The following is a 26,177-nucleotide window of genomic DNA, read 5'->3' as shown; positions in this document are numbered from 1 at the left end:
GGCGGTCGATGAACGCGTCTCCGCCTCTTTGCGTGTGTTGACCAATTCGACTGAAGGACGACCAAGGAGTTGACCATGACCGATACACAGGTAGTGATCGCCGGAGCGGGGCCGACCGGGCTGATGCTCGCGTGCGAGCTGGGGCTCGCCGGCATCGATGTGCTCGTCCTCGAGCGGCTCCCGGAGCCTCGAACGGTGGAATCGCGGGCCGGAGGCCTGCACATCCGCACGATGGAGGTGCTCGATCAGCGGGGTCTGCTCGACGGGTTCCTCGAGCGCGGACGGCCGCGGCAGGACGTGCACTTCTCCGGACTCGGTCTCGACCTATCCGATATGGCGACGCGATATCCGTACGCTCTGCTCATCTTGCAGGCCGAGGTGGAACGGCTGCTGGAGGAGCGCGCGGCGCAGTTGGGGGCACGGCTGCGCCGCGGCGCCGAGGTGACGGGGTTCACCCAGGACGAAACGGGTGTCACGGTGGAGCTCGCGGACGGGTCGCGCGTCCGGGCGGACTACCTCGTCGGCTGCGACGGCGGCCGTAGCGTCGTGCGCCGGCTCGCCGGCATCGCCTTCCCCGGCACCCCGGCCACGATGACCGCGATGCTCGGCGACGTCGAGCTCGCCGAGCCGCCCGCGGCCGACATCTTCCAGGAGCGGCGCGAGCACGGCAGGTTCTCGGTGCTGTCGTACGGCCCGGACTGGTACCGGGTGCTGACCAACGAGTTCGATCACGTCGCGGACCGGGACGCACCGATGGCTCTGGAGACCCTCCGCAAGGCCATGCTCAAGATCGCCGGGACGGACTACGGGATGCACTCGCCGCGCTGGCTCTCCCGGCACGGCGACGCGGCCCGCCAGGCCGACCGTTACCGCGCAGGCCGGGTTCTCCTGGCCGGCGACGCGGCGCACGTCCACTTCCCGGCGGGCGGTCAGGGCCTGAACACCGGCGTGCAGGACGCGGTCAACCTCGGCTGGAAGCTCGCCGCCGTCGTCCGCGGCCAGGCCCCTGACCTGCTGCTGGACACCTACCACGCCGAACGCCACCCAGTCGCCGCCCGCGTCTTGCACAACACCCGCGCCCAGACCGCGCTGTGGCGGGTGGACGACCACACCTCAGCTCTGCGCGAGGTGCTGGGCGACCTCATCGGCATCGACGAGGTACGGCTGCGCCTGGCCGGCATGATCACGGCGACCGACGTCAGGTATCCGATGGAGGGGACGGACGACCTTCTCGGCCGCCGGATCCCGGATCTCGATCTCGACCGCGGCCGCGTCTACGAACTCCTGCACCGCGCCCGTGCGGTTCTGCTGGATCTTGGCGGTCTCCCACCGCTCGACAGCGTCGCGACCGGCTGGGCGGACCGAGTCGATCTCGTTCGCGCCCGTCTTGCCGAGGGCTCCGATCTGGACGCGGACGCCGTACTCATCCGTCCCGACGGACATGTCGCCTGGGTCACCCGCGCCGGCGAGCGGCCGGACTCCGACGCGCTCCGGACCGCCCTCACGACGTGGCTCGGCCCGGCCGGCTTTCACGGTGCGCAACTACGCCACCGGCCCGCCCCGTGGGCCACGCCAACCCCGGATTAGTGGGCAAATCCCGCTCCAGCCAGCTCATCGGGGCGGTCCTCGACCATGTCCTTGCCACCAGATCGAGCCCATGACGTTCCAGCGCTGCCGCTATGGGCCAGACCTCGTCCTGCTTTGCAACGGCTGGCCGCCGCGCAGGACGAACCCGATGACCTCGCCGCTGTGGGGGCATTCGTACCGTCAGCGGGCCGGTGGGGTGGTGTCCGAGAGCCAGCCGGTCTGATCATCGGATCGGACCGATCGGCGTTCCCAGGCCAGGGCCGTGACCACACCGATGGCATAGGCGACCAGGTCCCATGGGTCGGGGAACGCGCCGACCAGGACACCGCGGATCCCCGGCGGGGTCATGCCGACTATTTGGTAGAACTCGACGGCGGCGGCGATCGCGGCCGTGGCCAGGGCGCGGCGTGCGGCGGTGGTGCGCCACAGCAGCCCCAAGAACGCCTAGACCAGCATGGTGGCGCCGACGTCGCTCACGTAACCGCGGACGAACGGTTGTCCCGGGCCCCGGTAGAAGAGGACGAACGCGCCGACGCCAAGGGCGACGCCACCCGGAAGGACCATGTCGCGGCGCATGAGATTGACATCTTCCCCGAATCTCAACGATCAGGACGAACCTGATCATAGAGCTCGCCCCTTATGGCGGCATGCTGATTGCGGCAGGTCAGCGACCGCGGTGGAGTGCCATGGCGACGGCATGCCAGCACGCTGGAACGCAGTGACGATCCATCCGGAATGAGGCCCGATCAGATGAAACAGTGCCCCGCGTGGTGCGAGGAAGAGCACTCCAACACCCCTTCATGATCCACCAAATGTGGGTTTTGACCTTATGTGGGCTGAACCCCCTGACGACCCTCGCCGGGCTGCTCGCCGGACCGGCGTGATCTTCCTTGGCACGCGCGGCGTGGAACTGCTCGACCGTCACCCGTTCTCGATCCATTCCCTCGGCAGACAAGACGATCATGAGTGTGGAGTTCGCGCTGCGCTGTCCCATCAGTACCGCGCCCAGACCACGGCCCGCAGAGCAGGCCAAGACCACCGCCGAAGCCGCCGCCGACGCCTGCGCCAGGCCCGCGCCGAGCTGGACCGGGCCCGCCAGCAGCATGTGAGCGATGCCGACCGCCTGCGCGAGGACCTCGCCGCCGCCAAGGATCAGCTCAGCGACGTACGCGCGCAGCTCACCGTCGCCCAGGCCGCCGCGGCGACCGCCCGACTGCAAGCCGACGCCGACCCGTCCCAGCACGCCCGCTGGTACAGCGACGCCGAGCTGGCCGCCGTGCGGGTCGTCAAGCCCGACTCCGAGGACGGCGCGTACTGGGTCGTGGCCGCCGGCGACCCGCTGGGCACCGTGGGCCCGGCCCATACGGGCTGGCCCGCCCGGCGCCGGTCCGGCACGCCCATCACCCGGACCGGGCCACACCCGCGCCGCCGCCGACGCCGCCGAGCCGCCGCTGCGCCTGCTGCTGTCGGGCCCGGCCTTCGACATCGCCAAGGCCGTGTACGCCCAGCGACTGCAGACCTGGGCCGAGTGGGAGGACACCTCCCGCGCCGCCGGCTGACCCGCCCCCACGTTGGTGCCGGCATCAGTGACGCAAGGGTGCGAGCGGGGCAGTGCGGCGTCATGAGGGCGTGCGCAGGTCCGCCCTCAGGTCGTCGGCGGAGGGCGTCTCGGGCGAGGCGAGGCCGTGTTCGATGACCTCCGCGAGGTTGGCTGGCGCGTAGAACTCCTCGGTCAGGCCGAGGCGGCGTCGCATGGCCTCGCGTGCCCCGTCGGGGCCGCGGTCGAGGATGTGCTCCAGCATTACGGTGTGCAGGGGTCACCGGCCTCCCACACCTCGCGTGATCCACCGCCGAGCGGAGCGGCGGCGCCCACCTGATGGCCGGCGGCTTTGCCGTGGGCGGTCCGGTCACCCGCAACACCCTCGCCCGGATGGAGGACCAGCACGTCAACCACCAGATCGGCGTGTACTTCCCCTGGGACTCCCCGCACCGCGATTGCAGGGCCGTCGTCGCTGCCAGCCGCTCCGCTTCCTCGTTCAAAGCCGTCGGGACAGCACGATTACCCGTCTCGCCCACCGGCTCCCCAGCCCGCACTCCCATGGGCCTGACCGGGGCGCCCCGATTGTCGTTGAGATCAACCCGACGCTCCTGAGCGCGCTGCATGCGCCCAGAGTCGCTGATGTGCTTCCTTCGCCGCTGCGGCGAAGACCAGGTTAAGCGCGGCGCGGTTGCGGCCGTGGGTGACCAGGCCATGGCAATTGCGGCACAGGGCCAGCATGGTGGACGGATGGTCACGGGCTCCGCAGGCGAACGCGGCGGCAGGGTCCCCGTCGGCGTGATGGACCTCCAGCAGCGGGCCGCCGGCATCGGTGACATCGTGCCGGTATCCGGTGTCGGTGCAGGTGGGATTCTCACACCAGCCGCCGCTGCGCTCCAGGACAGCCTTGCGAGTTCTGGCCTGCCTGGCTCGCTGCTCGCGGACGATCAACGTCCGCCTTTGATCGCGGCTGGTGCGCTCGGCGGCTTCGGCCTGCAGGCACCACTGCCGGTACTGGCTCGGGGCCGCCGCGGCCATCGCCGCCAGCGTCTGCAGCGCCGCTCGCGCGCGCTCGAACGCCCGGGCCGAATCCGTCACCCGGCCGGCGAGCTGGGGCTGGCATCGGTTGTCCCACTGACCGATGAATCGTGAGCGGGCCAGGCGCAGACAAGCGAACCGGGTATGGCTCAACCTGTGGAGCATGACCTTGTGCCCGGGCAGCAACTCGCCGTTAAAGTCGCAATGGATGCCGTCACCGGCGCGCAATTCCAGCTCGCAGAACAAGACGCCGTAGGTGCGGGCCCGGTCCAGGCACACGACCTGGCGTCCCTGCAGCATCGCGGCCACCGTGGCATGAATCTCACGGAAGGACGGGGCGGCCCGCACCTGCTTGGGCGTGACGTGGTGCCGTGCTAGGTCCGCGGCCGGAAGAACTTCGCCGGGAAGTGGGTTGACCAGTGTCTTCAGCAGGGCTCGCCCGTGCTGCTGTAGATCGCCAGGTCGCACAGCATGGCGCGCTCCTGCGGACCATCGATGGAGTCGTCGATCTCTCCCCAGGTGCCGACTTCCAGGATGACGCTGTCGGGATCGGCCAGCACGCTCGCAGCCCACGCGGCCGCATCCCAGCGATCCTCGGCACGTTCGGCTGCCGTGGGCGGTCGGCCATGAGGCAGCGCCTGTTTGCGTCGATACAGGGCACGTACCGGGTAACGGTCGACGATGCATGGAAACTTGCCGGGGATACCCAAAGATGCGGCCACGAGGAGATGGTGGTCGTCGACGGCGGCGTTCTGTACAGACCGGGGCACGGAAGCCGGATGCCCGTTCACGTAGGCAGGACCGATGAGGAACGCGTCGGGCCCCAGCGCGTTGCGCGGCCGCGGCCCGCACGCGGCCAGATGCTCCGCGGTGGCCAACTCGGCCGGTACGGCCGGCCACAGCTTGCCATAACGGCGAAACGCCTCGTGGGACACCCAGCCCTTCAGATCAGCCGAGTAGATCGGCACATCCCACCCAGCGGGCAAGCCCCACCACAAGGGCCGCCAACCCGAGGGCTCAGGCGGCGCAACGGGCCTGGCAAGTTCGGCGTTTGTCCACACGTCCAGAGGGCGCATGGGTCCGATTTCAACGCCATGGATGCGGGCTTCGCCGGTGAAGTGCTCAACTCGTGATCAGATGCTCCGACGGCATGCTGGTGCGCGTACGACGATTGCTCGGGTCGGCGCGGCAAGCTCGAGTCTCCCGGCTACGGAGCTCAGATGGCCGAGGATGAGGCGCGCCACTTCGTGCGGGGCCTCCAGGTGCATGTCGTGGCCGGTGGCCAGGTCGGCGAGGCAGAGCAGCGGAGTCTGCGCGGCGGCCGTCCTCAGTTCGCGAGCGAAGCCGCGGACGTAGGCGTCGAAGGCCACCGAGACGGCCGGGGGCAACATCGCACTCAGGTCCGAGCCGCTGGAGGAGACGACGAGGAGGGGACAGCGGGCCGCCCGGTAGACGGCGACGAGGTCGAGCGCGTCCATCTGCGCGATGAAGTGGGTCATTTCCGGATCGCCCGCCGTCTGTTCGGCGAGGAACGCGCGCATTGTGTGCTCGGCACCGACCGGGTCGACTCCATCGAAGGGCCCGGTGGGATTGGTATGCCCGTCCAGATTGACCGCGAGCGGGCACTCGGGATGCTCTGAGGCCCACAGGGCCGCGACGATGCCGCCCAGCGAGTGCCCGACCACGGCAGGATGCTCCAAGCCGTGGTCGTTGATCGCCTCACCCACGGACTCGACGGCTCCAGCCCAAGACCACGAGCCTAGATCCGGCAACTCGACTGCCACCGTGCGTAGCCCCGCTGCCTCCAGCAACGGCGCAGCGAGCCGCCAGTCCGTGGACCTCCGCCCACCGCCGGGCAAGAGAAGAATCTCCGTCATCGTGGCACTCTCCCGGCCCGGCGGCCGCCCCTGCAACCCGATTCCGCCCCTCGGCTGCCGCAGGCCGTGATGCAGTGGCGACAGCTACCACGTCCCCGATCCGTGGTCGAGAAGGCGGGCTTCATGGTAGGCGATTCGCCGCTCTTGGAAACGGACGTTGAAGCGAGCGGCCTTGAGCCGTTCGTCGAGGACCCGGTTGCCGGCAGTGAGCTGAGCGTGCGGGTGGCGGAGCTGGAACGCCGGCAGAAGCGCAACTCCGGCAACTCCTCGGTACCGCCTTCCAACGGCCCCAATGGGTCCCTGATTTTGGGTGATGTACGGGCGAAGCCCGTGTCACTGTGATCTTCTAAATGAGATCTTGTCTCAATCCGGCGCCCTTTACAAAGTAGATTTCCTAGTTGTCCACGGTGTCCCCGTTGACGACCCGGCGCGTTGTCCGGCGAGACATCCGGCTATCGTTTCTCGGGACAGAAGCCGTGGACCCAGAGCGTGTCTCTCACCGTTCGCTCCACGTCCTTGAAAGGGCGTTCATGACAGCCGACCAGCCGGACATCTGCCCGACGTGCCAAGGCGTGGTCCCCGCCACGCACCCCGCTGCCTACACCGCCGCCCGTGGACGGCTGATTGTCGCCAACGGGTACTGCCCAGGCCATGCCTCTGCAACGTCACGCGATTCCGGAGCCCCCGGAACGGTCGAGAGCACAATATCCTCACACCGGTCGATGCTTGCTGTTTCCGCTTCAGTACCTTTGGGGTGATCTGCTCGGTCTATGTCGCTGTGGGCTCGGGGGTCTCTCGTGCGTTTGCTCGTGCCGCCGAGCCGGGGTATCGGCGGGATAGCGTCCGCGGCGTTGCCCGGCGGCCGTGGGCGGAGCGCGATACGAGGGGTGCCGGCGTCAATGTCGGCGCCCACCCGGACCGGGCCGTGAGCGAGCCCGTTTCTGGATTTTCCAGCCAGGTCTTCGCGCGTGCGCGTGTGAGTGGCTGTGTCTGACCCTGTCTACCCAGGTCAACGCGCCGGAGGAACAGGCGTGGTTGCTGGTGGACACGGAGGTGGCTGTTAGTGCTCTGGTGGGGGTGGGGGCTGCTGGGACGATTGCGGCCGGTGCAGGAGTTCGCGCAGCGCTTGGCGTACGGGAATGAGGGCGCGGAGGAGATCGGTGACGGCGGGCGGGATGCGGGCGGCGGTCTGCAGGAGCAGGACGGTCGCGCCGATCGTGGTGAGAATCGTGGTGGTCATGACGTCCACGGTCAGGCCCGGCCGTATTCAGACGCATCCGGTATCGCACATTCGCAGAAACCGGCAAATAGCAGATGACGGACAGCTCTACGATCCCGAACGAAACCGAATAGCCGAACCGAAAGACGCCTCCATCGGGAGGGTTGATGGCCGGCCCGGCCAGGATCAACAGCCGTGCGGACCTGCACGCGGCGCTGCGCCAGCTGTTCGAGGAGTTCGAAGGCAGCTACCTGGATGTGGCCACCGCGGCGGGCTCCGGCGTGGCGACCGTGCACGACATGGTCAGCGGCAGGAGCTTCCCGCGGTGGACGACCCTGCGCAAGGTCTTGGGCGTTGTCGGGGTCACCGAAGCCGACTTGGGTGCCTGGAAGCAGGCCCATGCCCGCGCCGGCCGGGCTGACGACGGGTGCCCGTATCGAGGTCTGGAAGCCTTCGAGCCCGAACACGTGCAGTACTTCTTCGGGCGCCGGGATCTGACCCGCGTGCTGTGGGATCAGGTGTCGGCGCAGATCGGGCGGGACGGGCCGCTGCTGGTGACCGGGCCCTCGGGAGCGGGCAAGTCGTCGCTGCTGCGGGCGGGTCTCATCCCCGCCGCCGACAAGGCCTGGCCGGAGGGTCACGTGATCCTCACGCCGACCGGGACTTCCGAACAGTCCCGCGGTGACTCCGTCCGGGTTCTCGCCGAGCGGTTCTGCGGCCAGGAGGCTCCAGACGACGTCCGGGATCGCCTGGCCGACAAGCCCGCTCTGCTGCACGATCTGCTGACGCGGGCCCAGTGCAGACTCCTGATTGTCGACCAGTTCGAGGAGCTCTTCACCACCCGTGCCGACGCGGACGACCGCCGGGTTTTCATCCAGGCGCTGCACGCCGCCTGCGCCCCCGCGCAAGGGGCATCCGCGGCGGTGGTGGTGCTCGGGATGCGCGCCGATTTCTTCGGCCACTGCGCCGCCTATCCCGAGCTGGCGCCGGCCCTGGCCCGTCCGGTCGTGGTCGGGCCGATGAGCACGGCGCAGCTGCGTGAGGTCATCGAGAAGCCCGCCGAACGCGTGGAGCTCACGTTGGAGGGCGGGCTGGCGGAGCGGATTGTGGAGGACCTGGGAGTTGCCTCTACCGGCGGCACGGTTCTCCCCGCGATCTCCAGTGATCCCAGTGGCGTCCTGCCGTTGTTGTCGCACACCCTGCGCGCGACATGGGGGCGCCGGGAGGGGCGCAAGCTCACCCTGGCGGGCTATCAGGCGACCGGTGGGGTCAGCACGTCGTTGGCCCGCACCGCCGACACCGCGCTGGAGAAGGTGGGCCTGGCCAACCGCGACCGGGCCCGGAGGTTGCTGACGCGGCTGGTCCATCTCGGCGAGGGCAGCGAGCCCTCGCGCCGCAAGGTGCCGCTGGCCGAGTTGCTCGGGCCCGAGGACGGTGCCGGACATGGCGTGGCCCGCCAGGTCCTCGATCGGTTCGTTGAGCACCGGCTGGTGACCGTGAACTGGACCGGGGACGGTGTCTGCGCGGACAGCGCCGGCAGCACGGCCGAGTTCACCCACGAGGCGCTGATCCGGGCCTGGAAGCAGTTGCGCGACTGGATCGAGGAAGACCGGGATGCGCTGCTGGTACGGGAGCAGCTCGACCGGGACGCCCGCGCGTGGGCTGGCAAGGGTCGCGATGCGGCCTACCTGTATCGGGGTCTGCGGTTGGCAAGTGCGCAGGACGCCAGCGGAGACGACGGTGACAGGCTCGGGAACGACGCCCGTGACTTCCTCGACGCCAGCATCCGGCAAGACCTGGCCGAGCGGGAGGCAGCCCGCCGGCGCGCCCGCAACCGCACGGTGCTGAGCGCGGTGCTGGCTGTCCTGCTCATCACCGTCACTGACACGGCGATGACGGCGATCGCCCAGATGCGGGTCAGCGCGGAGCGGGCGGCGGAGGGGCGCTCACGCGCGCTGGCCAGCCTCACGGAAGAAATGGCCAAGAACGACCCAGGGCTGGCCGCCCTGGCCGCTGTCGCGGCCTACAAGACCGCGCCGACGCAGGAAGCCCGCAGCGCGCTGTTGCGCCGATACGACCAGTTCAAAGACGCCGCATGGGTGCTGAGCGGTGTCCAGGGGCCCATAGAGGATGTCGCAATGAGCTCAGACGGCTCGGTGACGTTGGCGACATCCAAATTCGGTCGCGCGACGCTGTTCGCCCGCCAGGCCGGGGGGAAGGTGCTGCGTCAGCATCTCAACCTCCTCGGCAATGCGTTCTCTCCCCTGGTCAGCCGGGACGGGCGGCGCATCGCCTACGTGCTGGAGGACCTGTCCGGCTCGCTCTCGGTGTTCTGGCACGAGGTGCACCCCACCGCACACGACATCATCCTGGGCCCGGCACACCGGCTGCACGGCGGCGAACTCACGCAGGTCACCTTCGCCGCAGAGTGGGGCAACGACAGGATGGCCGCGGCGCCTGTCGAACCCCCTTGACATACGCGATCTCCGCATTGACGGGGTCGACCCCGCCTACTTCACCCCACTGCCGTACCCCGAGCCAGGGTACGTGCAGATCGTGAGCCTGGCCGACCATACTCTGCGCGCTGTGAATCTCCAGACGGCCACGGAGAACCCGGACCTGCGGGTCCAACTGGGCCCCGACCTGCTCACCGGCAGAGTCAGCCGTAGTGGTCGCTTCGCCATCGTCGCGACCAGAGGTTCCATGGTCGAGCTGTGGTCGGTGCAAGACCGCCGTCGACCGGAAAAGGTGCTGGGCCCGCTCGGACCGGTGACGGTGAACGAATCGCAGATCGGGGGCTGGGGAGATCCCCAATTCTTCCTCGCCAACGGGAACTCCGTGCGTTTCATAAGCGTGGCGGACGCCGGTCGTATCGACATCGAGTCCTACGACTTCGCGGACAAGCAGATCTTCCTGGCAACGACCCGCGATGGGAAAGCCCTACTGAGGAGCACACCAGTCCGTGGGCTCATTGACCTGTTCCGGCTCGACCCCGCACTCTGGCAGCGTCACCTGTGCGACGTTCTCGGACGCGACCTCAGCGAAGACGAGCGCCGCGGCCTGCCACCAGAACTGCCGAACGTCATATGCCCGCCTCGATGAACAACTTCAGCATCAAGGCCTGCCGGTAAGGATCGCGCCACACGGCCCCAACGAGCGGCGTCGCCGAGGGTCACCGTGCGCGATGGTGTCACTCGTAGAGGGCCGGTTTCGGTCCGGGCGTTCGGGGATGAGTCAGGCGCCCTGCGGCGCGATAACGCTGGATCGAGCGTTTCCGCAGGTCGCGTTGCTCGCTAAGTGCTTTTATGTCAACCGGCTGCCCCTTCCAGCCGTACTTGGGCTGTGACCTACCCGGCATGGGATGAGGTCGTGGGGCCCGTCCATGCGGCGAGAGGTCTGTGGTCTGCGAGCCCCGACCCGGCCGTAGCCGTCCGGGGGCTCCGCGCGCCTGCCAGCCATCAATTCAAGGGGATTGGCGTCGCGCGCCGACGAAGCCAGCCGCTGTCGACACCGATGGATGACCCGTGAGCGTCGGCTATGCCGGTGTCGCTGGGGGACGAGCCTCTTTTAACGTGGTGTAGATCAGTCGCGAGGCTGCCGCTTGGCCAAGCCTCGTACCCCAATGACGGCGACAACCAGGGCGACGATGACCACCACCGGGCCGATGACCGCCCACGCGGTGACGCCGCTCATCACGCTGCCGCCCAGAACGCCCAGCCCTTGCAGCGTCCACACCGCTCCCAGCAGGGCGAACAGCACACCGCCGACGAGCAGGATCCATGCTTTCACTGCTGATCTCGCCTCTTTTCGGGAAGGGGTCACCGCTCAGTGTGCGCACCCTGTAGGCGAAGAGGCAAGCCCGCCATCGACTCACAGGCGGCTATGTTCGGCCACAGGCGCAAGCGTGTCCGGCCACGGCCAGACACGCTCCGCGCAGGCGGCGGTGCCGTCGACGCGCCGCCCCGTTCCATCAGCGGATCGGCCATAGAAGGCGTTCGAACTCTCCCCTGCCTTTGCCTTCGGCGCGGTCGAGCTTCGTCGAGGTCGGAACGCCAACGACGCTGGACGCGGTCGTACCGGACGGGCCCGAGCTCGAACTGGGTGAGATCGAGCGTGACGAGTTGCTGATAACCCTCTTCAGGAAGGTCGGTGTCCAGAACGATCTGCAGCCCAGTGGCTGGGTCCTGAAGCACGACTGGGCGGCCGGGGACGGAGTCAGGCACGGAGCCGCGGCCACCAAGGACCGCACGCACGGCCTTCTGAAGTCCTCGGTAGCCGTCATCGGCGATCTTGGTACCCAGACCGCTCAGGAACGCCTGCAGCGGCAGAGCGGCCAGGATCAGCCACTCCAGCCGCTCAGGGCCTCGACGCGGCGGCAACATCCTGACCCGGGTGGACAGGTTGAGTCACTCGATCAGCGCCGGCGGCGTGTCCCATCGAACCCTCGGGGGGTGCCAATCGCTAGATGGGGACCACGGGCACGGCCCACGTGTCGCACTTCCACAAGGTCAGATCGAACGTGACCGACCGGCTCTGGAGGTTCAGGCGGTCACCCGGATGAGGCCCTCCGCTCCCGAACATGGCCCCAGCCCCAAAGTAGGTTCTGATCGGCCCTCCGCTCACGAAGGCCCAGCAGGTTAGCGTGGGTGATCTTGAATATGACGCAAGCGTGCGATAATCCGCCGATGCCTTCACCTGTGGATGCCGTCGTCGCCGCCGAGATCGAGGATCTGCTCGCCGTCCCCGTCGCCCGCTTGGAGGAGCTGGACGGACACCCCTGGGTGCTCCGCGCCCACCTCGCCGACGGCTCCCCTATCATCGTCAAGCGCCTGCGTCTCGGCGGCTACGGCCTGCGTTCCGCCGCGGAGTTGATGCGCTGCGAGCGCGCCGCGCTGGAGCTGCTCGACAAGGACTTGGGCCTCGCCCACCTGGGGCCGCGGCTGCTCGCGGCGGAGCCCGACACCCAGATGCTGGTGATCGAGGACCTCGGCCCACGCACCGAGCTTGCCCGGCTGCTGCGCCACAACGGCCTCACCCCGGAGCTGGACGACCGGCTCACCGATTTCGCCGCCGCCGAGGGCGAGATCGCCGCCGCCTCCGCCAGCCGCGCCGCGGACTTCGCCACGCGCCGCGCCGAGCTGGGCACCCCGGCGCAGGAACTCGACGACGGAGAGCACGCCTGGACCGGGCTGTGGCGCACCGCGCCCGAGCGGGCCGCGGAGTTCGGCGTCCCGATGCCGGACGCCGCGGAGCGCGACCTGCGGGCCGCTGGGGCCGAACTCGCCGAGCCCGGGCCGTTCCTGGCCTTCACCAACGGCGACCCCGAGGCGAACAACTATCTCACCATGCCGGACGGCGACGGTCGGCTGATCGACTTTGAGGGGGCGGGCTTCCGCCATGCGCTCACTGCCGCGGCCGGGTTCGCCGTCCCCGGCTCACTGTGGATGGCGGTCTGCGGGGAGCGCCAGATCGCCGCGTTCCGCACTGTCCTGGCGCGCGGCATCCCCGAAGCCGAGGACGACCGGCGGTTCGGGTTCGGCCTCGCCTCGGCGGCTGCGGTCGGGACGGCGATCCGCTCCAACGACCTGCGCAAGCGGGAAGCGCGCGAGCCCGGCGACGACTCCCGGATCCAGCTGGTGGCGGGCCTGGAAGCGGGGGCGCGCACCTCGGACGCCTACGGGGTCTTCCCGCACTTCGCCGCCTGGTGCCGGTCGACGGCCGAGGTGCTGCGCCGCTGCTGGCCCGACACCGACGTGGAAACTGCGGCCATTGCGCCCTACACCTGGAGGTCGCGGCCCTAGCCAAGTGCACACGGGCCGAAACCTTCGGTGTCCTCAAATGATCGTTTGACGACAGGAAGGCAATGCGTCCAATGAACCCGTGCAATCCGGGAGGTTCACGGCGCCGCGAATCCAATCAGATCCGATGGTGATTGCTGACAGGGTTTGACGACAGATAGGGTCCGATCCTCCGTACGGAAGGGGTCCTTCGGTGGCGAACCTGGTCTACAAGCGGGTCTCGACGGATCAGCAGTCGACCGCCCGGCAGAACCTCGTCCTGGACGAAGCCGGCATCGAGGATCCGGTCACCTTCGAGGAGGACACAGGCACATCCAGCCGCCTCCACCCCCTTCAGCGCCCGAAGTTCCGCGCACTCCTCGACTACGCCAGGCCCGGGGACACCGTGCACATCTCCGAGATGTTCCGCCTCGTACGCGGCACCGGGCACATCCTCGACGTGCTCGACGTCCTCCACCGCGACCGCCTCGCCCTGCGCATCCACGACGGCGCGTTCTCCGCCATGGACCTCACCGCCCGCCACCCGCGCACCAGCGAGCTGCTGTCCACCGTGAAGTTCATGGTGCAGACCCTCGCCGCCGCCGGCGAACTACAACGCGACCTACAGCGCGAGCTCACCTACGACGGCCTGCGCGCCGCCGAGGCCAAGGGCAACAAGGGCGGCCGCCGCCCCGCCGTTTCGGCCGACAAGCTCGAAGACGTGCGCGCCGCGTACCTGGCAGGCCGCTCCATCGCCGCCCTCGCCCGCGACCACGGCGTCAGCCGCGGCGCCATCCGCACCGCCGTCGCCGACCTCCTGCCCGACCGCACCGCCGCTGAGGAGAAGGCTCCCGCCCCGGAGCTGCCGGTCACCCTCGACATGCCGGGCAAGGTCGCCGACTTCCTCCGCGCCGCCGACCTGGACGACATCGAGCGGGCCGCACTCGACCAGGGGGCGCCCGTACGGCGCGGTCAGGGCTACACCCTGCGTGTCACCGCCATCCCCGCCGTGCACCGCCAGCTCCTCGCCCGATGCCAACCGCTCGACGGCGGCCACGGCGTCCCGGCGGTCCCGGCTCAGCGCAAGGCCCGCCACGAGTACGAGAACCGAGTCAGCGCACTCACACCCTGACCATGATCGTTCTCAGCGCCAACGGCTGTACCGATGTTCCCCGAGGCCGGTCGAGCCACTGGGCGTCGTCGATCAGGCCGCCGCGGCCCTCGCGTGCCCCGGTGACCAGGCGGCCGATGCGCGCCTGTTCGGATGATCGACCGTAGAACCTCACGCGCACGGTCGTCCCCGCGCTCGCCGACCGGCGGGAGCGCGCTCATCATGCGGGGACCCCTGAATTTCTCACGGGTCCCCCGCGGGCGCGCCTCCAGGCCGGGCCGCTCCCTCAACCGCGTCGGTGAGGACCGTGTGCGTCGTCAGCGTGTTGGGGTGGTCGGGCCCGAACACCCGCTCGTGGTCGGCGACCGACCGTTCCAGCAGCGGGATCGCCTCGGCGACGCGCCCGGCAGCGTAATAGGCGTACGCGAGGTTCCCGCGCGCGATCACCACATCCGGATGATCAGCCCCGCTCACGCGCTCGCTGCGCGCGACGACCCTCCTGAGCAGCTGGATCGCCCGGGAGAGCTCTCCAGCCCCGGAATACGCCATGGCCAGGTCGTTCTGGGACGCCAGCGTGTGCGGGTGATCACGGCCGAGCGCCCGGCGACGGTCGGTCACCGTCCGTTCGAGCAGGGCGATCGCCCGCGCGAAGTCCCCGGCGGCGAGATGGGCGGAGGCCAGGCTGTTGCGGCTGGTGAGGGTCACCGGATGGCGGGCGCCCCGCTCCTCCTCCTGGCGCGTCTGCTCGGCACCCTCCATGAGTCTCAGGTCCTACGCGAGGCCCGCAACTTCATGATCATGCTCGTGAAGTACTCCGAATCTCTCGACAGCCCTGACGACGTCTTCGAACCCGAGTTCCTCGAACGGCCCTGGGACGACGGCGCCTTCTACGAGTACATGCGCGAGTTCGGGTCATACCCCGACGAGCCAGAAGACGGTTGAGCCCGCCCGCCACCCAGACCCCCTCGAACGCGCCAAGGCCCGTCTGCAGGACGCCACCTACAACGCGATGCCGGTCGATGAGATGCTCGAGGAAGCGGTGATGGTGCAGGCCCCTGCGCGCAGGCGCAGGTCACGCACTCCGATCGGTCCCGCCGAACAGCCTGTCCAGATACAGGTCGATCGCGGCAAGCGCGTCCCGGGGCCTGATCACGTCCAGTTCGATCAGGGGGGCGAAGCCGGTGAGGGCGAGGAGCAGGTTGGTCTCGGTCGCCGGGTCGCGGTGGGAGTCGATGTGCCCGTCGGCGATCGCCTGGCGGACCAACTGCTCGACGAGGGCCCGTCCTTGGACGAGGCCGTGGCGCGCCTGCTCGTGGACGGCCTCGTCGTGCAGCGCCTCCAGGACGTAGGCGGCGTTCATCCGGCTGGTCGCGCGGGCGTCGGCATGCAGGGGGAGCATTTCCGCGAGCGTCAGTCGCAGCACGTCACGGGGGTGCGGACGGTCACCGAGCTTCTCGAGGCCCTGGCCGACGCGCAGCGAGGTCTGCTCTGACGCGAAGTCCATGGCAAAGGAGAGCATGGCGGCCCGGGAGGCGAAATAGTGCTGAAGTTGCCCGAGGGAGATGCCCGCCTCCTGCGCCACCACGCGCATCGTCAGCTGCGTGACGCCGCGCTGCTCCACCACCCGCCACAGCGCGCGGGCGATCGCTTCGCGGCGTCCGCGGTGATCCACCTGTTTCGGCATCGCCGGCCCCTCCCTCGTACCCCGGGACTGTTCCAATACAGTTGACATAATACACCTGACCCATAATCCTGGGGTCCACTCGAGGGAAGGAACCGTCATGTCCGAACAGCCAAAGGTACGGACCACGGAAGGCGTGGTGCAGGGGCGCCGGCGGCAGGGGCACGCGGTGTTCCGCGGCATCCCCTACGCCCAGCCGCCGGTCGGAGCGCTCCGCTTCGCCGCGCCCGCGCCGCCGCACCGCTGGGAGGGGACGAGGCAGGCGGTCGAGTTCGGCCCCGTGGTGCCGCTGTCCCTGCCGATCGACGTGCCCCCGCAGGGCACCGACTGGCTGACGCTCAACGTCGGCACTCCGGATCCCGGCGCGGCGGGACTGCCGGTGCTGGTGTGGATCCCCGTGGGCGGCTACCTCTCGGCGGCGTCGAGTGACCCGATGTTCGACCCGGCAGCGCTGGCCGAGGCGGGAGTCGTCGTGGTGACCATCAACTGCCGCGTGGGCGCGGAGGGTTTCGCGTTCCTCGACGACGTGCCGCCCAACCGCGGATTCCTCGACCAGATCGCGGCGCTGGAGTGGGTGCAGCGCAACATCGCCGCCTTCGGAGGCGACCCCGGCCGGGTCACCGTGGGCGGGGTGTCTGCCGGGGCGGGCTCGGTCGCCGCCCTGCTGACGATGAAGTCCGCGCGCGGCCTGTTCCGGCGGGCCATCGCCCATTCGGTGCCGGGGCTGCACAGCACCCCCGCGCTGGCACGGCAGGTCACCGCCGCGTTCGCGGACCGGCTCGGCGCGGCGGCCCCCACCGTCGAGGCCCTGCGCGACATCGACCCATGGCACCTGGCCGCCGAGCTCACCTCCTTCAACGCCGGCCTCCACGCGCACCGGGAGAGCTGGGGACGCCTCACGGAGACCGGCACCGCCCTGTGCCCCGTCATCGACGGCGAGGTCCTCCCCGAAACGCCCTGGCCCGCGCTGACCGGCGCGCGCGCGAGCGGGACCGAGCTGCTCGTCGGCCACACCCGGGACGAGTTCCGGCTGTTCAGCGTCATGAGCGGACGGCAGGGCACCTTCACCGAGCAGGATGCCCGTGCTGCTTTGGAACTGCTCGCCCCGCAGCCGCACGGTGCGGAGGCGTACCGTGCCGCGTTTCCGCAGGCCGGCCCGGAGGAGCTGGTGGAGACGGTGTACTCCGACGCCCTGTTCCGCATGCCGTCACAGAAGCTGGCCGAGGCGAACGCCGCAGCCGGCGGCACCTCATACCTGTTCGAACTGCGCTGGAGCGCCCCGGCCCTCGGCGGCGCCCTGGGCGCCTGCCACAGCCTCGACGTCCCCTTGGCGTTCGGCACGCTGGACAGCCCCATCGCTGCCCAGCTCATCGGCGAGGAGCCCACTCCCGAGGCCGTCGCGCTCTCCCACGAACTCCAGGAGGCATGGATCCGCTTCATCACCACCGGCGATGCGGGATGGGCCGCCTACCGGCCCGACCAGCAGCTCACCCGCGTTCTGGACGCCGAGTCGCAGACTCTGCCCTACCCCGAACAGGCCTCCTGCCGGATCTGGGAAGGCCACTCTCCCGCCCCCTTCGATCTCTCGTAGGGCGGCGACAATGCAGGAAAGGCCGGCTCCGGAGTCCTGGCCGTACTCGATGGCCACTCGGGTGCCCACCCCTACAAGGGCCGCGGGCGCGCAACCGGCGCGATCCTGTCAACTCCAACTGACGCGATCTGGCCCTGATCGCTTGGCCGGGCTGATCACTGTTAGTCCCGCAGGGCGGCATGTCATGATCGCAAATATGACCGCCATGTCCCTGGGGCCTGCCTACAGTCGACTCTGGACCGCGACGGCGCTGTCCAACCTCGGTGACGGCATCAGGAGCGCCGCGTTACCGCTGCTTGCCGCCTCAATGAGTACCGACCCGGTCATCGTGGCAGGGGTCGCGGTGGCAGGACAACTCCCCTGGCTGCTCCTAGGCCTGATCGCCGGAGCGCTGGTCGACCGGTTCGACCAGCGCCGCCTCGTCGTCCTGGTCGACTGCGGGCGCACGGCCCTGCTGGCGGCGTTGACGGTGGCCGTGCTGACCGGGTCCGCCACTGTGGCCTGGATCTACGCGATTGCCTTCGCCTGCGGCGTGGGCGAGACGTTGCGTGACACGGCCACCGCCACCCTGCTGCCTCCCCTTGTGAACGACGCCGACCTGGAGCGGGCGAATGGTCGGCTGGTCAACGCGGAAGTCGCGGGCAACGAGCTGATCGGCCCGCCGGTCGGGGGCTATCTGTTCGGCGTAGCCATGGTCCTGCCCATCGCCATTAACGGCGGCACGCTGGCCCTGGCCGCAGCTTTGATCTTCAGTCTTCCCAGTGTCTTCGCCCCCGCCCCAACCTCGGAGTCGAAGGGTCGCATTTGGAGCGAAACCATGGCGGGCCTGCGCTGGCTGGTCCGCTCGCGCCGCATGTTCACGCTGTCGCTACTATCGGGCACGTTCGCCTTCGTAGACAGCATGTGGTTTGTCGTCCTGGTCCTCTTCGTTCAGCAGATACTTGAACTGCCCGCCGCGATCTATGGCCTCCTGGTCGGCATCGGTGCCGTGGGTGGCCTGATCGGTGGATTCCTCGCTGCCCGTATCGTGCGCCTGCTCGGACCGGCCCCGACCCTCACCACCTGCCTCCTCGCGGCCGCCGCCGGCCAGCTCATGCTCGGCCTGGCTTCGGAAGTGGTCCTGGCCGCGCTCGGTCTGGCGGCCACGAGCGCCGCCTTCGGCGTTTGGATCGTCGTCGCCCGCACCCAACGCCAGCGCAGCACCCCCCGCGACCTGCTCGGCCGCGTCACCAGCGCCTCGACGACCGTGGTGATGACCGCCTCACCTCTGGGCGCTCTGGTCGGCGGTCTGATCGGTCGTGAGTATGGCTTGCGCGCCGCCATTCTGCTCGGCGTGCCCGCACTGGTGATCGCGGCGTGCCTGGCTTATGCGGTACTGCGGGAGCGGCGAGAACCCGCTCCTTGATTCCACCCGCCCGGCGGGCAGTCCACTCGCAACGGCCGGACGTCAGCAGCTTGGAAGGCCGCCAGACCGAGGCCAGCGCCTTTTCCGCGGCACACTGCCCGATCGAGGCTGATCAGCTTCAAACCCCCGAGTCCCAACGACGCAGACGCGCAGCTACCCCTCAAGCGGTGTTTCATAGACGAGGGCTCGTGGAACAGCTCTGCCGGTTCACGGACGAATGTTGATCTCCCGGGCGGCCTGACGCAGGCTTGGCCGCCCGCGAGCGTCGTTGCGCTCGCCACGCAGGGCGGCGGCCTGGCCCCGATCACCGTGGCCCACGGTCACCCCGACGACGACGAGGACCTACACCTGATCTGCGAGGTGCTGCCCGCGCTGGCCGAGCAGGCGGGGCCGCCCGTGTACCGGCAGGGCGGCGGCGACTCCATCACCTACGTCTTCGGCCCGCCCGGCGCCGCGGCGGCGGCCACGTTCGAGACCGCGGTCCGGGCCGTCGCCCGTGGCGGCGCATCACCACGTTGCTGTCCGGTCGCTGAGGTGCGGAGTTGTCCTGCGCTGCAGCGAACACCGCCGCCGCGGGCTTGGGAACTGAAGCCGTAGACAAAGGAAGGGCAGTGATAGCCGCCTGCCGCCTGCGGCGTCGACGTCAGCCGGTGTGTCGCCACGCCAGGGACAGCCGCTTGACCACGTCGATCCGGGAATCGTGCACCGGCTTGACCGCGATGTGATCCACAAGCATGGCGAGCAGTTCCTTCTGCGCCGCCGGGTCAGCGTTGCCCCACCAGCTCTCCACGGTGTCGGTACCGGGCGGCACGATGTCGGCGCCCCGCTTCTGCGCGATGGCCAGCAGCAGCCCGGGCGCCAGTTCGGGTGTTCGCAGCCGTTCCAGCACCTGCTCGGCTACGGCGGGTGCGAGCACGCGCGCTGCGATGCGGACCTGTCTGCACCCGTCGGCCGGGCATGTGTGGCTGATGACGCCGGCGGCCTGGTCCTGCTGCAGGTGTGCGCCGCACGCACCGCACCTGAGGAGGCCTTCGAAGATCATGTCGGCGCGCCAGCCGTACTCGGCCTCGTTGCCCTCCCTGCCGGCCAGAGCCGCGAGCATCCCGGCGGCCTCCACATGGGACAACTCACCGGCAGCGTACGCGGCTCTCACGTGCTCGACCTTGTCGGCGGCATCCATCCGCGGCGGCGGCTGCGGTCGTTCGTCGGTCGTGTCCGGGTGAGGCGGGACGACGGAGAGACGGCGCCGCTATGGCTGCTCGGTCATCGTCGACTCCTGGGGGAAGTGGTCGCTGACCCAGCGTAGGCGCGAGGGCGGAGAGCGTTACGAACCTGACCAGCCAGCCGCTGCTATCGCGGCCCGGACGCACCCTTCAGCCGTTGTGCCGCCACCGGAGCATCAACGCGGCCGGATGCTCAGGCGCCATCACGATGAAGTGCTTGATGGGCGCCGCCATCAACACACGTTTGGCCGACGGCCCCGGAGGCCGCCCACCAGGTCTCCAGGGTGTCGAACTCGTCCAGCAACTCTGCCGTGGCCAACACCATCTCGCCGGTCAGGTTCGGTGATCGCAGATGCTCGAACAGCTGCTTGACGGCGAACTGCTCCAACTCGGCCGCCTCAACCCGGGTAAGCCCGCAACCGTCGGCCGTACACACGTAGGAGGTGATGCCATCGGCCATGGCGGCGTCGAGATCGGCCAGGCAAGCGCCGCACGTGAGCAGCCCTACGAGGATCGCGTCCTCCGGTATCTCGGGCATGTATCCGCCTCAGGATCGACGGCGTGGGGAGCACCAGCCTATGCACGCCGGTGCGGCCGCGTCACCTCCACTTACTGGCGCCGTGCGCAACCCGCAGAAACCTTGCGATTGCAAAGAGTCACATGACGCCTGCAAATCGAAACTGTAGATGGCTTTGCGACTCACGTGAAGAGACACATCTGCAGCAGGCCCCACACAGCCGAGCACAGCTCTCCCTTTGCGACTACAGAGCCGCCGGGTGGCTCGCCGTTTGACGTCGGCTTGTAAGCCTTTGATCGCTTCATACCAAGTATGTGTGTAGATCGACGAAGGGAGCATGGCCGGTGCGTCGTAAACAGGCGGAGTTCGCCACAGACTCCGTGGCGTTCGAAGCCTTCTACCGGCGGCACGTCGAGGGAGTCACGCGATTCCTCGCCCGCCGGGTCGATGACCCCCATGCGGTCGCGGACCTGGTGGCGGATGTGTTCCTTGCGGTGATGGAGTCCGCTCACACCTACCGGCCGGGACGGGGCAGCGAAGTCGCGTGGCTGTACGGCGTAGCACGCAACACGCTCTCGGCCGAGCGGCGCCGGGCCTTGAGGGAGTCCCAGCTGACCGACCGAGTAAGCAGGCGGCGGCCGCTGGACGGCGACGACATCGCCCGGCTGGAGGAGCGGATCGACGCGGAGCGGCCCGCTCGGCGGGCTTTCCAGGCCATGGCCGACTTGCCTGAGGGGGAACGCGCCGTACTGGAGTTGGTCGTCCTCGACCAGCTCACCGTTACCGAAGCCGCGAGCTCCCTCGGTATCCGGTCAGGGACCGCCATGGTCCGGCTGCACCGCGCGCGCCGAACGCTCAAGGAAGTGCCCTTCGTCATGGAAGGAAACGGCACATGAGTTTCGAGGAGCAGTTGCTGATGGATCTGAAAGTCGAATTCGCCGCGCGGGCCGAACGCCGTCGCCGGACCGTTCGCCGTATTTTCGTGGGAGCGGCGATGGCCGGCCTCGCCGCCGCGGCGGCCGTCGCCGTACCGCTGGTGACCGGTACGGAGAGCCCGGCGTACGCGGTAAGCAAGAAGGCGGACGGCACGGTGGGGGTCGAGATCCGTGAGTTCAAAGACGCCGATCAACTGGAGCGGGACCTGCAGGCGGCGGGCGTCAGAGCGGACGTCACGTACCTCGAGTCGGGCAAGCAGTGTGAAAAGAACAGGGGAATGAGCTCTCTTCTGCCAGAAGGGGCCATTCACATGCGGGAAGGCGGACTGGACATCGATCCCCAGCTGCTCGACAAGGACAAGACGCTGGTCCTGGAGTTCGCCGGGAACGAAGAGGAAGTTTCCGCAGCGGAGCCGCCGAAGACGGGTAAGACCTGGTGGGTGCTCACGACGCTGATGATCCCCGGCAAGGTCGGCCCGTGCGTCGTCGTCGACAAAACGGACTGGGACGACGTTGATGGCCCGCAGGGCCAACCTCCAGCGGGAAGCTAGCACTCCGATACGGCGACGCCCGCGCTACCGTCCAGTCCGGCGCCACGACTGGTTTCGGCGGTGAGAAATGGGACCGGTTGTCGGTCACTCCTGGGACCATATAGCGATCACTCGGCCATGATCTGAAGGCTAGTTGTGGTACCACCCCGAGGCAGTCGCGCTGAGCGGAACGGCTAGGGCCGGTCGTCGTCTGACCGCAGTCGGCGTGCGGTCAGACGCCCGGCCGCAGTCTGACGGTCGATGCCCGACTCCGGCCGGGCGGAAGGTGTGATCACGGGCCAAATCCTCGAGACTGACCGAGGCGCGCCGGGCGTACGGGTGGCGGGCGGACACGGCGAGAACGCGTGGCTCGGACAGGACGACGGGACCGGTGGTGATGCCGGGTTCGTTGACCGGGAACTGGGTCAGCGCCAGATCCACCTCGTCCTCGCGCAGCGGCCGGCAGGGGTCGGCGATCTGGAGCTCGCTCAGTTGGATGTCCAGGCCGGGGTGGTCGGCGCGGACGACGGTCATCACCTCCGGCACGACCCGTCCCGCGACCGGCGTGAAGAATCCGATGCGCAGGACGCCGCTGATGCCGCGCCCGGCTGCCTGGGCCCGGCCGAGGGCGTCCAGGACGGCCTGGTGGGCCGGGCGCAGGTCGTCCAGTCCGGCTCATCAATCATCCCGTGCTTCGCGATTGATCGTCCGCCCCCCGTCCCGAGATGGTGAGGGTAGGCCTGCTCGCGAACTCCTCCAGGTCAGCCCCCAGGTGAAGCTGTGTGTCCAGGCGTTCGGGCGCCGCGACGGCCCTGCCGTCCTGCTCATCGGCGGCGCGAGCCGGTCGATGGACTGGTGGGACATCGGCTTCTGCGAACGGCTGGCCGAGGCCACCGGCGGGCTGGTCATCCGCTACGACCACCGCGACACCGGCGAATCGACCTGGTACCCGCCGGGTTCCCCCGACTACACCTTCGCCGACCTGGCCGCCGACCCGATCGCGATCCTCGACGCGCTCGGCCTGGCGCGGGCGCATCTGGTGGGCCTGTCCATGGGTGGCCAGCTCGCCCAGGTCGCCGCCCTGCACGAGCCCGGGCGGGTGGCGTCGCTGACCCTGATCGCCACCAGCCCGGAGCCACGCGCCCCAGATCTGCCGCCGACCACCGGCCCGCTGCAGACCCACTTCGACACCGCCGTGCCACCGGACTGGGCCGACCGCGCCGCCGTCATCGACTACGTCGTCGCCCAGGACCGCGCCTACGCCTCGGACTGGCCCCCGCAGGAGGGGGCCGTCACCCGCGAACGAGCCGCGGCCGTCTGCGACCGTACGGCGTGCGTGCAGGCCAGCCACACCAACCACTACGCGATGCGCGGCCACGCCCGCTGGCGCGACCGGCTGGGCACCCTGAACATGCCGACCCTGGTCCTGCACGGCACCCGCGACCCGCTGTTCACCATCGAGCACGGCATCGCGCTGGCCGCCGAGATCCCCGGCGCCCGCCTGCTGCCACTGCCCGATCGGCCACGAACTCCCTCACCACAGCTGGGACACCGTGATCCCCGCGATCGCCACCCACATCACCCAATCGACGAACCGAAAGGACCACCGATGACCCACCGCACCGGAACCCGGGACGAACGGCTGACCGCCAGCCACGCCCTGCTGGAACGCGAGAAACAACACAGCCGCAACGGCGACCACCTGGCCCGCCTGCGCCGCGACCTTCCCTGGGTACCCGTCACCAAGGACTAACCTTCGCCACCGACGACGGACCTGCGACGCTGGCCGAGTTGTTCGACGGACGGTCCCAGCTGCTGGTCAAGCACTTCATGTTCCATCCCGGCTCCGACGCCGGCTGCGCCAGCTGCTCGCTGACCGCCGACCACTTCGACGCCGCCATCCCCCACCTCAACAGCCGCGACGTGACCCTCATCAGCGTCTCCCGCGCGCCACTGGAGAAGATCAACGCCTACAAGCGGCAGATGGGCTGGCGGTTCACCTGGGTCTCCTCCCACGGCAGCGACTTCAACTACGACTTCCGCGTCTCGTTCACGCCCGAGCAACAGGCCAACGGCGCCACCTACAACTTCCGTCCGGAGCCGCACCTGGCCGCCGAGCTGCCCGGGATGAGCGCGTTCGCCCTCCAGGACGGCACCGTCCACCACACCTACTCCAGCTACGCCCGCAGCGCCGACTCCATGATCGCCGCCTACCAGCTCCTCGACCGCGCACCCCGCGGACGCAACGAGGACGACCTGTCCTACCCGATGGCCTGGGTCCGCCGCCACGACGAATACACCCCGTAACGCTCGCCCTGGTCCTCTTCGATTGGCTCGGGCCGCCCGCTAGGCCCGATCGGGTGGTCCTGTTGGGTGAGGCTCGGTCGCCGGAAGCGTTACGGCTGCCTGCGGTGCCGGCGTGGGATCCACAGGCCGAGGCCGTACATGGTCAGGCCGAGTAGCGTCATGCACACGATGGTCGGCCATTGCAGCCATTCGGGCAGGTACAGGGCCAGGAACCAGCCGCGTGACCCGGTCCCGGCCACCTTGAGGATGCCTGGCACGATGCCTTGCGGGATGAGCGGGATCGCGCCGAAGCCCCAGCAGATGGCGGTGATGATCTGCTCGCGTCTGGGCAGGTTCTGCGGGGTCTTGGCGGTGGTGGGCGGGCGGCCGGTCCGCATCAGGTGGAGCAGTTCGGGGCCGTGTGTGCTCAGTCGCCGCTGGGCCAGGTGGCCGAGGCCCCAGGCGCACGAGAGGCCGGTCAGCAGGCCCACGGCGACGCCCGGCCAGCCGTACAGCCAGGCCACCAGTGCGGCGGGGGCGGCGGTGAGCGCGCACAGGGCGAGCATGGCGTACACCAGGCCGCTGGCCGAGCCGTCGTCGTCGGTGGAGCGCAGCGGGTTGCCCGGCCTGCGGTGCGGGTCGGTGCCGGGGACCAGCGCGTACACCGACATCAGCGGCACCAGCCCGGCTCCACCACCCAGCAGTGCCACCAGGAGGGCGAGCACCATCGGCCACGGGCCGTCCACCAGCGCCGTTAGCGTCACGGTCAGGGCGGTCGCGGGCGGGCCGACGGTCGCCAGCCAGGCCAGTTGCCTGCCTCGTACGTCCTTGGCGTCCGGGATCATGAGGGTGAGCCACAAGGCGGTGCCGTCACCGCTGTAGAGGTTGGCGGACATGCCCGCGGCCATGGCGACGAAGATTGGACCCGCCCAGCAGAGCATGCCGGGCCAGCCGAGAATGAGCGGGGCGGCGGCGAACGCCAGGCCGTAGGCGAGGGCGAAGGTGAGCTGGTGGGTGCGCAGCAGGTCACGCGACCAGGTCCGGAGCTCCTTGCCCAGCACGACCCGGCTCTGCGGCACCGCCTGCCTGTCTTTCGGCTGGCCGCCCTCTCGGCGACCTGTCGGTGTGGGCGCTCGTCCGTTGGTCCGGTTCGCGCTCGTACGCCTGGTCAGCAGCGCGGCCCATGCGGCCAGCAGGAGGGCCACCAGCAGCGCCATCGCGGCCAGTGCCATGACCGCCCGCCGCCAGTCGCCCTGGACGGCCAGCACCCCCCATCCGGACGGCAGATACCTGACGAACTGCGGCACCGCCCCGTTCACGCCGAACGCCACCGCGAACACCCAGCCCTGCCCGAGCGCCGCCAGGATCGTCGCGTTGATCACCCCGGCCAGCACCGCGCCCAGCCGCGAGCGCAGCACGATCGCGAGCACCGCCACGGCCACTTTCGACAGCAGCACGAACATGGCCAGGTGCAGCACCATCGCGGGCACGGCCACGACAGCGGCTCCGGCGCCGTGCCGTACCCCCTCGACCAGCAGCCCGCCCAGCGCGAGCAGGCTCGCCGCGGGCGCCACCCCGACGAACGCCGACGCCAGCAGTGCCCTGGCCAGCCGCCGCGGCGCTAATCCCAGCAGGGCGAAGTACTCGGGCCGCAACGTCTCGTCCCCGCCTCCGGCGAAGACGGGCCCCAGCATCCAGCCGAGCATCCACACGGCGTAGGCGGCGGGCAGCAGCGCGGGCGCGGACAGGGCCAGCACGATCGTGCCGCCCGCCAGCGCGATCCCGAGCAGCCCGCCTGTGGCCACGATCCCGGCACGGCGGCCGGTCAGGGAGTGCCGCAGTACGGCGGTCTTCATCCGTACC

At 69.5% G+C, this 26,177-nt stretch carries 27 protein-coding genes and 1 pseudogene; 13 read left to right on the top strand and 15 right to left on the bottom strand.

Annotated features, from left to right (window positions below; translation table 11 throughout):
* The first annotated feature begins 75 nt into the window (after positions 1–75).
* Positions 76–1,587 carry an FAD-dependent monooxygenase gene (locus AB0J87_RS37445; protein WP_363973318.1) on the top strand — a complete coding sequence of 504 codons (1,512 nt, stop codon included), beginning with the start codon at positions 76–78 and terminating at the stop codon, positions 1,585–1,587.
* A gap of 180 nt (positions 1,588–1,767) precedes the next feature.
* Here the strand turns inward: AB0J87_RS37445 and AB0J87_RS37440 are convergent, their stop codons facing one another.
* From AB0J87_RS37440 to AB0J87_RS37410, 7 genes are all read right to left on the bottom strand, one after another.
* Positions 1,768–2,025 carry a hypothetical protein gene (locus tag AB0J87_RS37440; protein ID WP_363973316.1) on the bottom strand — a complete coding sequence of 86 codons (258 nt, stop codon included), beginning with the start codon at positions 2,023–2,025 and terminating at the stop codon, positions 1,768–1,770.
* Between the two features lie 6 nt (positions 2,026–2,031).
* Entirely contained in the window at positions 2,032–2,163 is a 132-nt protein-coding gene (locus AB0J87_RS37435) for a hypothetical protein (RefSeq protein ID WP_363973313.1), read from the bottom strand.
* Positions 2,164–2,251: 88 nt separating this feature from the next.
* A complete protein-coding gene (locus tag AB0J87_RS37430) occupies positions 2,252–2,830 on the bottom strand; it encodes a hypothetical protein (protein WP_363973310.1) in 579 nt (192 codons plus the stop codon).
* A gap of 376 nt (positions 2,831–3,206) precedes the next feature.
* Entirely contained in the window at positions 3,207–3,389 is a 183-nt protein-coding gene (locus AB0J87_RS37425; RefSeq protein WP_363973307.1) for a hypothetical protein, read from the bottom strand.
* A gap of 332 nt (positions 3,390–3,721) precedes the next feature.
* Positions 3,722–4,462 (bottom strand): hypothetical protein, encoded by a 741-nt coding sequence (locus AB0J87_RS37420; RefSeq protein ID WP_363973304.1) that lies wholly within the window; start codon positions 4,460–4,462, stop codon positions 3,722–3,724.
* Positions 4,463–4,587: 125 nt separating this feature from the next.
* Positions 4,588–5,130 (bottom strand): hypothetical protein, encoded by a 543-nt coding sequence (locus AB0J87_RS37415; RefSeq protein WP_363973301.1) that lies wholly within the window; start codon positions 5,128–5,130, stop codon positions 4,588–4,590.
* A 165-nt stretch (positions 5,131–5,295) separates the two neighbouring features.
* The gene (locus tag AB0J87_RS37410; protein ID WP_363973298.1) at positions 5,296–6,039 is read right to left on the bottom strand and encodes an alpha/beta hydrolase; all 744 of its coding nucleotides are present in this window, start codon (positions 6,037–6,039) and stop codon (positions 5,296–5,298) included.
* 102 nt (positions 6,040–6,141) lie between these two features.
* Between AB0J87_RS37410 and AB0J87_RS37405 the strand changes: the two genes are divergently transcribed.
* On the top strand, positions 6,142–6,381 hold the full coding sequence (locus AB0J87_RS37405; protein ID WP_363973295.1) for a DUF6444 domain-containing protein: 240 nt from the start codon (positions 6,142–6,144) through the stop codon (positions 6,379–6,381).
* 718 nt (positions 6,382–7,099) lie between these two features.
* Here AB0J87_RS37405 and AB0J87_RS37400 read toward each other — a convergent pair.
* Positions 7,100–7,279: a hypothetical protein gene (locus AB0J87_RS37400; protein WP_363973293.1), complete on the bottom strand. Its 180-nt coding sequence runs from the start codon at positions 7,277–7,279 to the stop codon at positions 7,100–7,102.
* A 146-nt stretch (positions 7,280–7,425) separates the two neighbouring features.
* Between AB0J87_RS37400 and AB0J87_RS37395 the strand changes: the two genes are divergently transcribed.
* Both AB0J87_RS37395 and AB0J87_RS37390 read left to right on the top strand, forming a co-directional pair.
* Complete coding sequence (locus AB0J87_RS37395) at positions 7,426–9,732, top strand: hypothetical protein (RefSeq protein ID WP_363973290.1); 2,307 nt, start codon at positions 7,426–7,428, stop codon at positions 9,730–9,732.
* Positions 9,733–9,805: 73 nt separating this feature from the next.
* Positions 9,806–10,360, top strand: a complete 555-nt coding sequence (locus tag AB0J87_RS37390) for a hypothetical protein (RefSeq protein WP_363973287.1) — start codon at positions 9,806–9,808, stop codon at positions 10,358–10,360.
* 480 nt (positions 10,361–10,840) lie between these two features.
* Here the strand turns inward: AB0J87_RS37390 and AB0J87_RS37385 are convergent, their stop codons facing one another.
* A complete protein-coding gene (locus AB0J87_RS37385; protein WP_363973284.1) occupies positions 10,841–11,047 on the bottom strand; it encodes a hypothetical protein in 207 nt (68 codons plus the stop codon).
* Between the two features lie 896 nt (positions 11,048–11,943).
* Here AB0J87_RS37385 and AB0J87_RS37380 point away from each other — a divergent pair.
* Both AB0J87_RS37380 and AB0J87_RS37375 read left to right on the top strand, forming a co-directional pair.
* On the top strand, positions 11,944–13,059 hold the full coding sequence (locus tag AB0J87_RS37380) for a hypothetical protein (RefSeq protein ID WP_363973281.1): 1,116 nt from the start codon (positions 11,944–11,946) through the stop codon (positions 13,057–13,059).
* 190 nt (positions 13,060–13,249) lie between these two features.
* Complete coding sequence (locus AB0J87_RS37375; RefSeq protein WP_363973278.1) at positions 13,250–14,167, top strand: recombinase family protein; 918 nt, start codon at positions 13,250–13,252, stop codon at positions 14,165–14,167.
* Between the two features lie 222 nt (positions 14,168–14,389).
* On the opposite strand, the gene AB0J87_RS37370 is transcribed toward AB0J87_RS37375, so the two are convergent.
* Complete coding sequence (locus AB0J87_RS37370) at positions 14,390–14,905, bottom strand: tetratricopeptide repeat protein (RefSeq protein WP_363973275.1); 516 nt, start codon at positions 14,903–14,905, stop codon at positions 14,390–14,392.
* A 45-nt stretch (positions 14,906–14,950) separates the two neighbouring features.
* Here AB0J87_RS37370 and AB0J87_RS37365 point away from each other — a divergent pair, with 45 nt between their 5' ends.
* Positions 14,951–15,088, top strand: coding sequence for a hypothetical protein (locus AB0J87_RS37365; RefSeq protein WP_363973272.1), 138 nt, complete (start codon positions 14,951–14,953; stop codon positions 15,086–15,088).
* A 130-nt stretch (positions 15,089–15,218) separates the two neighbouring features.
* Here the strand turns inward: AB0J87_RS37365 and AB0J87_RS37360 are convergent, their stop codons facing one another.
* A complete protein-coding gene (locus tag AB0J87_RS37360) occupies positions 15,219–15,830 on the bottom strand; it encodes a TetR family transcriptional regulator C-terminal domain-containing protein (protein WP_363973269.1) in 612 nt (203 codons plus the stop codon).
* Between the two features lie 97 nt (positions 15,831–15,927).
* On the opposite strand from AB0J87_RS37360, the gene AB0J87_RS37355 reads away from it, so the two are divergent.
* The 3 genes from AB0J87_RS37355 (at position 15,928) to AB0J87_RS37345 (ending at position 19,420) form a co-directional block, all read left to right on the top strand.
* Positions 15,928–17,418: a carboxylesterase family protein gene (locus tag AB0J87_RS37355; RefSeq protein WP_363973266.1), complete on the top strand. Its 1,491-nt coding sequence runs from the start codon at positions 15,928–15,930 to the stop codon at positions 17,416–17,418.
* Between the two features lie 196 nt (positions 17,419–17,614).
* Entirely contained in the window at positions 17,615–18,823 is a 1,209-nt protein-coding gene (locus AB0J87_RS37350) for an MFS transporter (RefSeq protein ID WP_363973262.1), read from the top strand.
* Positions 18,824–19,132: 309 nt separating this feature from the next.
* On the top strand, positions 19,133–19,420 hold the full coding sequence (locus AB0J87_RS37345) for a hypothetical protein (RefSeq protein WP_363973259.1): 288 nt from the start codon (positions 19,133–19,135) through the stop codon (positions 19,418–19,420).
* Between the two features lie 46 nt (positions 19,421–19,466).
* Here the strand turns inward: AB0J87_RS37345 and AB0J87_RS37340 are convergent, their stop codons facing one another.
* Together AB0J87_RS37340 and AB0J87_RS37335 are read right to left on the bottom strand one after the other, a co-directional pair.
* Complete coding sequence (locus AB0J87_RS37340) at positions 19,467–20,003, bottom strand: hypothetical protein (protein ID WP_363973256.1); 537 nt, start codon at positions 20,001–20,003, stop codon at positions 19,467–19,469.
* Between the two features lie 236 nt (positions 20,004–20,239).
* A complete protein-coding gene (locus tag AB0J87_RS37335; protein WP_363973253.1) occupies positions 20,240–20,584 on the bottom strand; it encodes a hypothetical protein in 345 nt (114 codons plus the stop codon).
* A gap of 323 nt (positions 20,585–20,907) precedes the next feature.
* Between AB0J87_RS37335 and AB0J87_RS37330 the strand changes: the two genes are divergently transcribed.
* Both AB0J87_RS37330 and AB0J87_RS37325 read left to right on the top strand, forming a co-directional pair.
* Positions 20,908–21,459 (top strand): RNA polymerase sigma factor, encoded by a 552-nt coding sequence (locus tag AB0J87_RS37330; protein ID WP_363973250.1) that lies wholly within the window; start codon positions 20,908–20,910, stop codon positions 21,457–21,459.
* Entirely contained in the window at positions 21,456–22,049 is a 594-nt protein-coding gene (locus AB0J87_RS37325; RefSeq protein WP_363973247.1) for a hypothetical protein, read from the top strand. The genes AB0J87_RS37330 and AB0J87_RS37325 overlap by 4 nt, the downstream gene beginning before the upstream one ends.
* A gap of 129 nt (positions 22,050–22,178) precedes the next feature.
* On the opposite strand, the gene AB0J87_RS37320 is transcribed toward AB0J87_RS37325, so the two are convergent.
* Entirely contained in the window at positions 22,179–22,574 is a 396-nt protein-coding gene (locus tag AB0J87_RS37320) for a LysR substrate-binding domain-containing protein (protein ID WP_363973244.1), read from the bottom strand.
* On the opposite strand from AB0J87_RS37320, the pseudogene AB0J87_RS37315 reads away from it, so the two are divergent.
* Positions 22,525–24,335: pseudogene (locus AB0J87_RS37315) on the top strand (alpha/beta fold hydrolase). The gene AB0J87_RS37320 and the pseudogene AB0J87_RS37315 sit on opposite strands and share 50 nt — an antisense overlap.
* A gap of 89 nt (positions 24,336–24,424) precedes the next feature.
* On the opposite strand, the gene AB0J87_RS37310 reads toward AB0J87_RS37315, so the two are convergent.
* Positions 24,425–26,170, bottom strand: coding sequence for a hypothetical protein (locus tag AB0J87_RS37310; protein WP_363973241.1), 1,746 nt, complete (start codon positions 26,168–26,170; stop codon positions 24,425–24,427).
* Between the last annotated feature and the right edge of the window lie 7 nt (positions 26,171–26,177).

It is taken from the genome of Nonomuraea sp. NPDC049625 (assembly GCF_040675285.1).
In the GTDB taxonomy this organism is placed as follows: domain Bacteria; phylum Actinomycetota; class Actinomycetes; order Streptosporangiales; family Streptosporangiaceae; genus Nonomuraea; species Nonomuraea angiospora_A.
This window is presented reverse-complemented; position numbering and strand designations above follow the sequence as displayed.

Bases quoted from the DNA above. Each gene is read 5' to 3' on its own strand.
- AB0J87_RS37445 (WP_363973318.1), top strand. From the start codon at position 76: ATGACCGATACACAGGTAGTGATCGCCGGAGCGGGGCCGACCGGGCTG.
- AB0J87_RS37410 (WP_363973298.1), bottom strand. From the start codon at position 6,039: ATGACGGAGATTCTTCTCTTGCCCGGCGGTGGGCGGAGGTCCACGGAC.
- AB0J87_RS37425 (WP_363973307.1), bottom strand. From the start codon at position 3,389: ATGCTGGAGCACATCCTCGACCGCGGCCCCGACGGGGCACGCGAGGCC.
- AB0J87_RS37435 (WP_363973313.1), bottom strand. From the start codon at position 2,163: ATGCGCCGCGACATGGTCCTTCCGGGTGGCGTCGCCCTTGGCGTCGGC.
- AB0J87_RS37310 (WP_363973241.1), bottom strand. From the start codon at position 26,170: ATGAAGACCGCCGTACTGCGGCACTCCCTGACCGGCCGCCGTGCCGGG.
- AB0J87_RS37350 (WP_363973262.1), top strand. From the start codon at position 17,615: ATGACCGCCATGTCCCTGGGGCCTGCCTACAGTCGACTCTGGACCGCG.
- AB0J87_RS37370 (WP_363973275.1), bottom strand. From the start codon at position 14,905: ATGGAGGGTGCCGAGCAGACGCGCCAGGAGGAGGAGCGGGGCGCCCGC.
- AB0J87_RS37360 (WP_363973269.1), bottom strand. From the start codon at position 15,830: ATGCCGAAACAGGTGGATCACCGCGGACGCCGCGAAGCGATCGCCCGC.
- AB0J87_RS37400 (WP_363973293.1), bottom strand. From the start codon at position 7,279: ATGACCACCACGATTCTCACCACGATCGGCGCGACCGTCCTGCTCCTG.
- AB0J87_RS37380 (WP_363973281.1), top strand. From the start codon at position 11,944: ATGCCTTCACCTGTGGATGCCGTCGTCGCCGCCGAGATCGAGGATCTG.
- AB0J87_RS37340 (WP_363973256.1), bottom strand. From the start codon at position 20,003: ATGGATGCCGCCGACAAGGTCGAGCACGTGAGAGCCGCGTACGCTGCC.
- AB0J87_RS37325 (WP_363973247.1), top strand. From the start codon at position 21,456: ATGAGTTTCGAGGAGCAGTTGCTGATGGATCTGAAAGTCGAATTCGCC.
- AB0J87_RS37420 (WP_363973304.1), bottom strand. From the start codon at position 4,462: ATGCTGCAGGGACGCCAGGTCGTGTGCCTGGACCGGGCCCGCACCTAC.
- AB0J87_RS37395 (WP_363973290.1), top strand. From the start codon at position 7,426: ATGGCCGGCCCGGCCAGGATCAACAGCCGTGCGGACCTGCACGCGGCG.
- AB0J87_RS37355 (WP_363973266.1), top strand. From the start codon at position 15,928: ATGTCCGAACAGCCAAAGGTACGGACCACGGAAGGCGTGGTGCAGGGG.
- AB0J87_RS37335 (WP_363973253.1), bottom strand. From the start codon at position 20,584: ATGCCCGAGATACCGGAGGACGCGATCCTCGTAGGGCTGCTCACGTGC.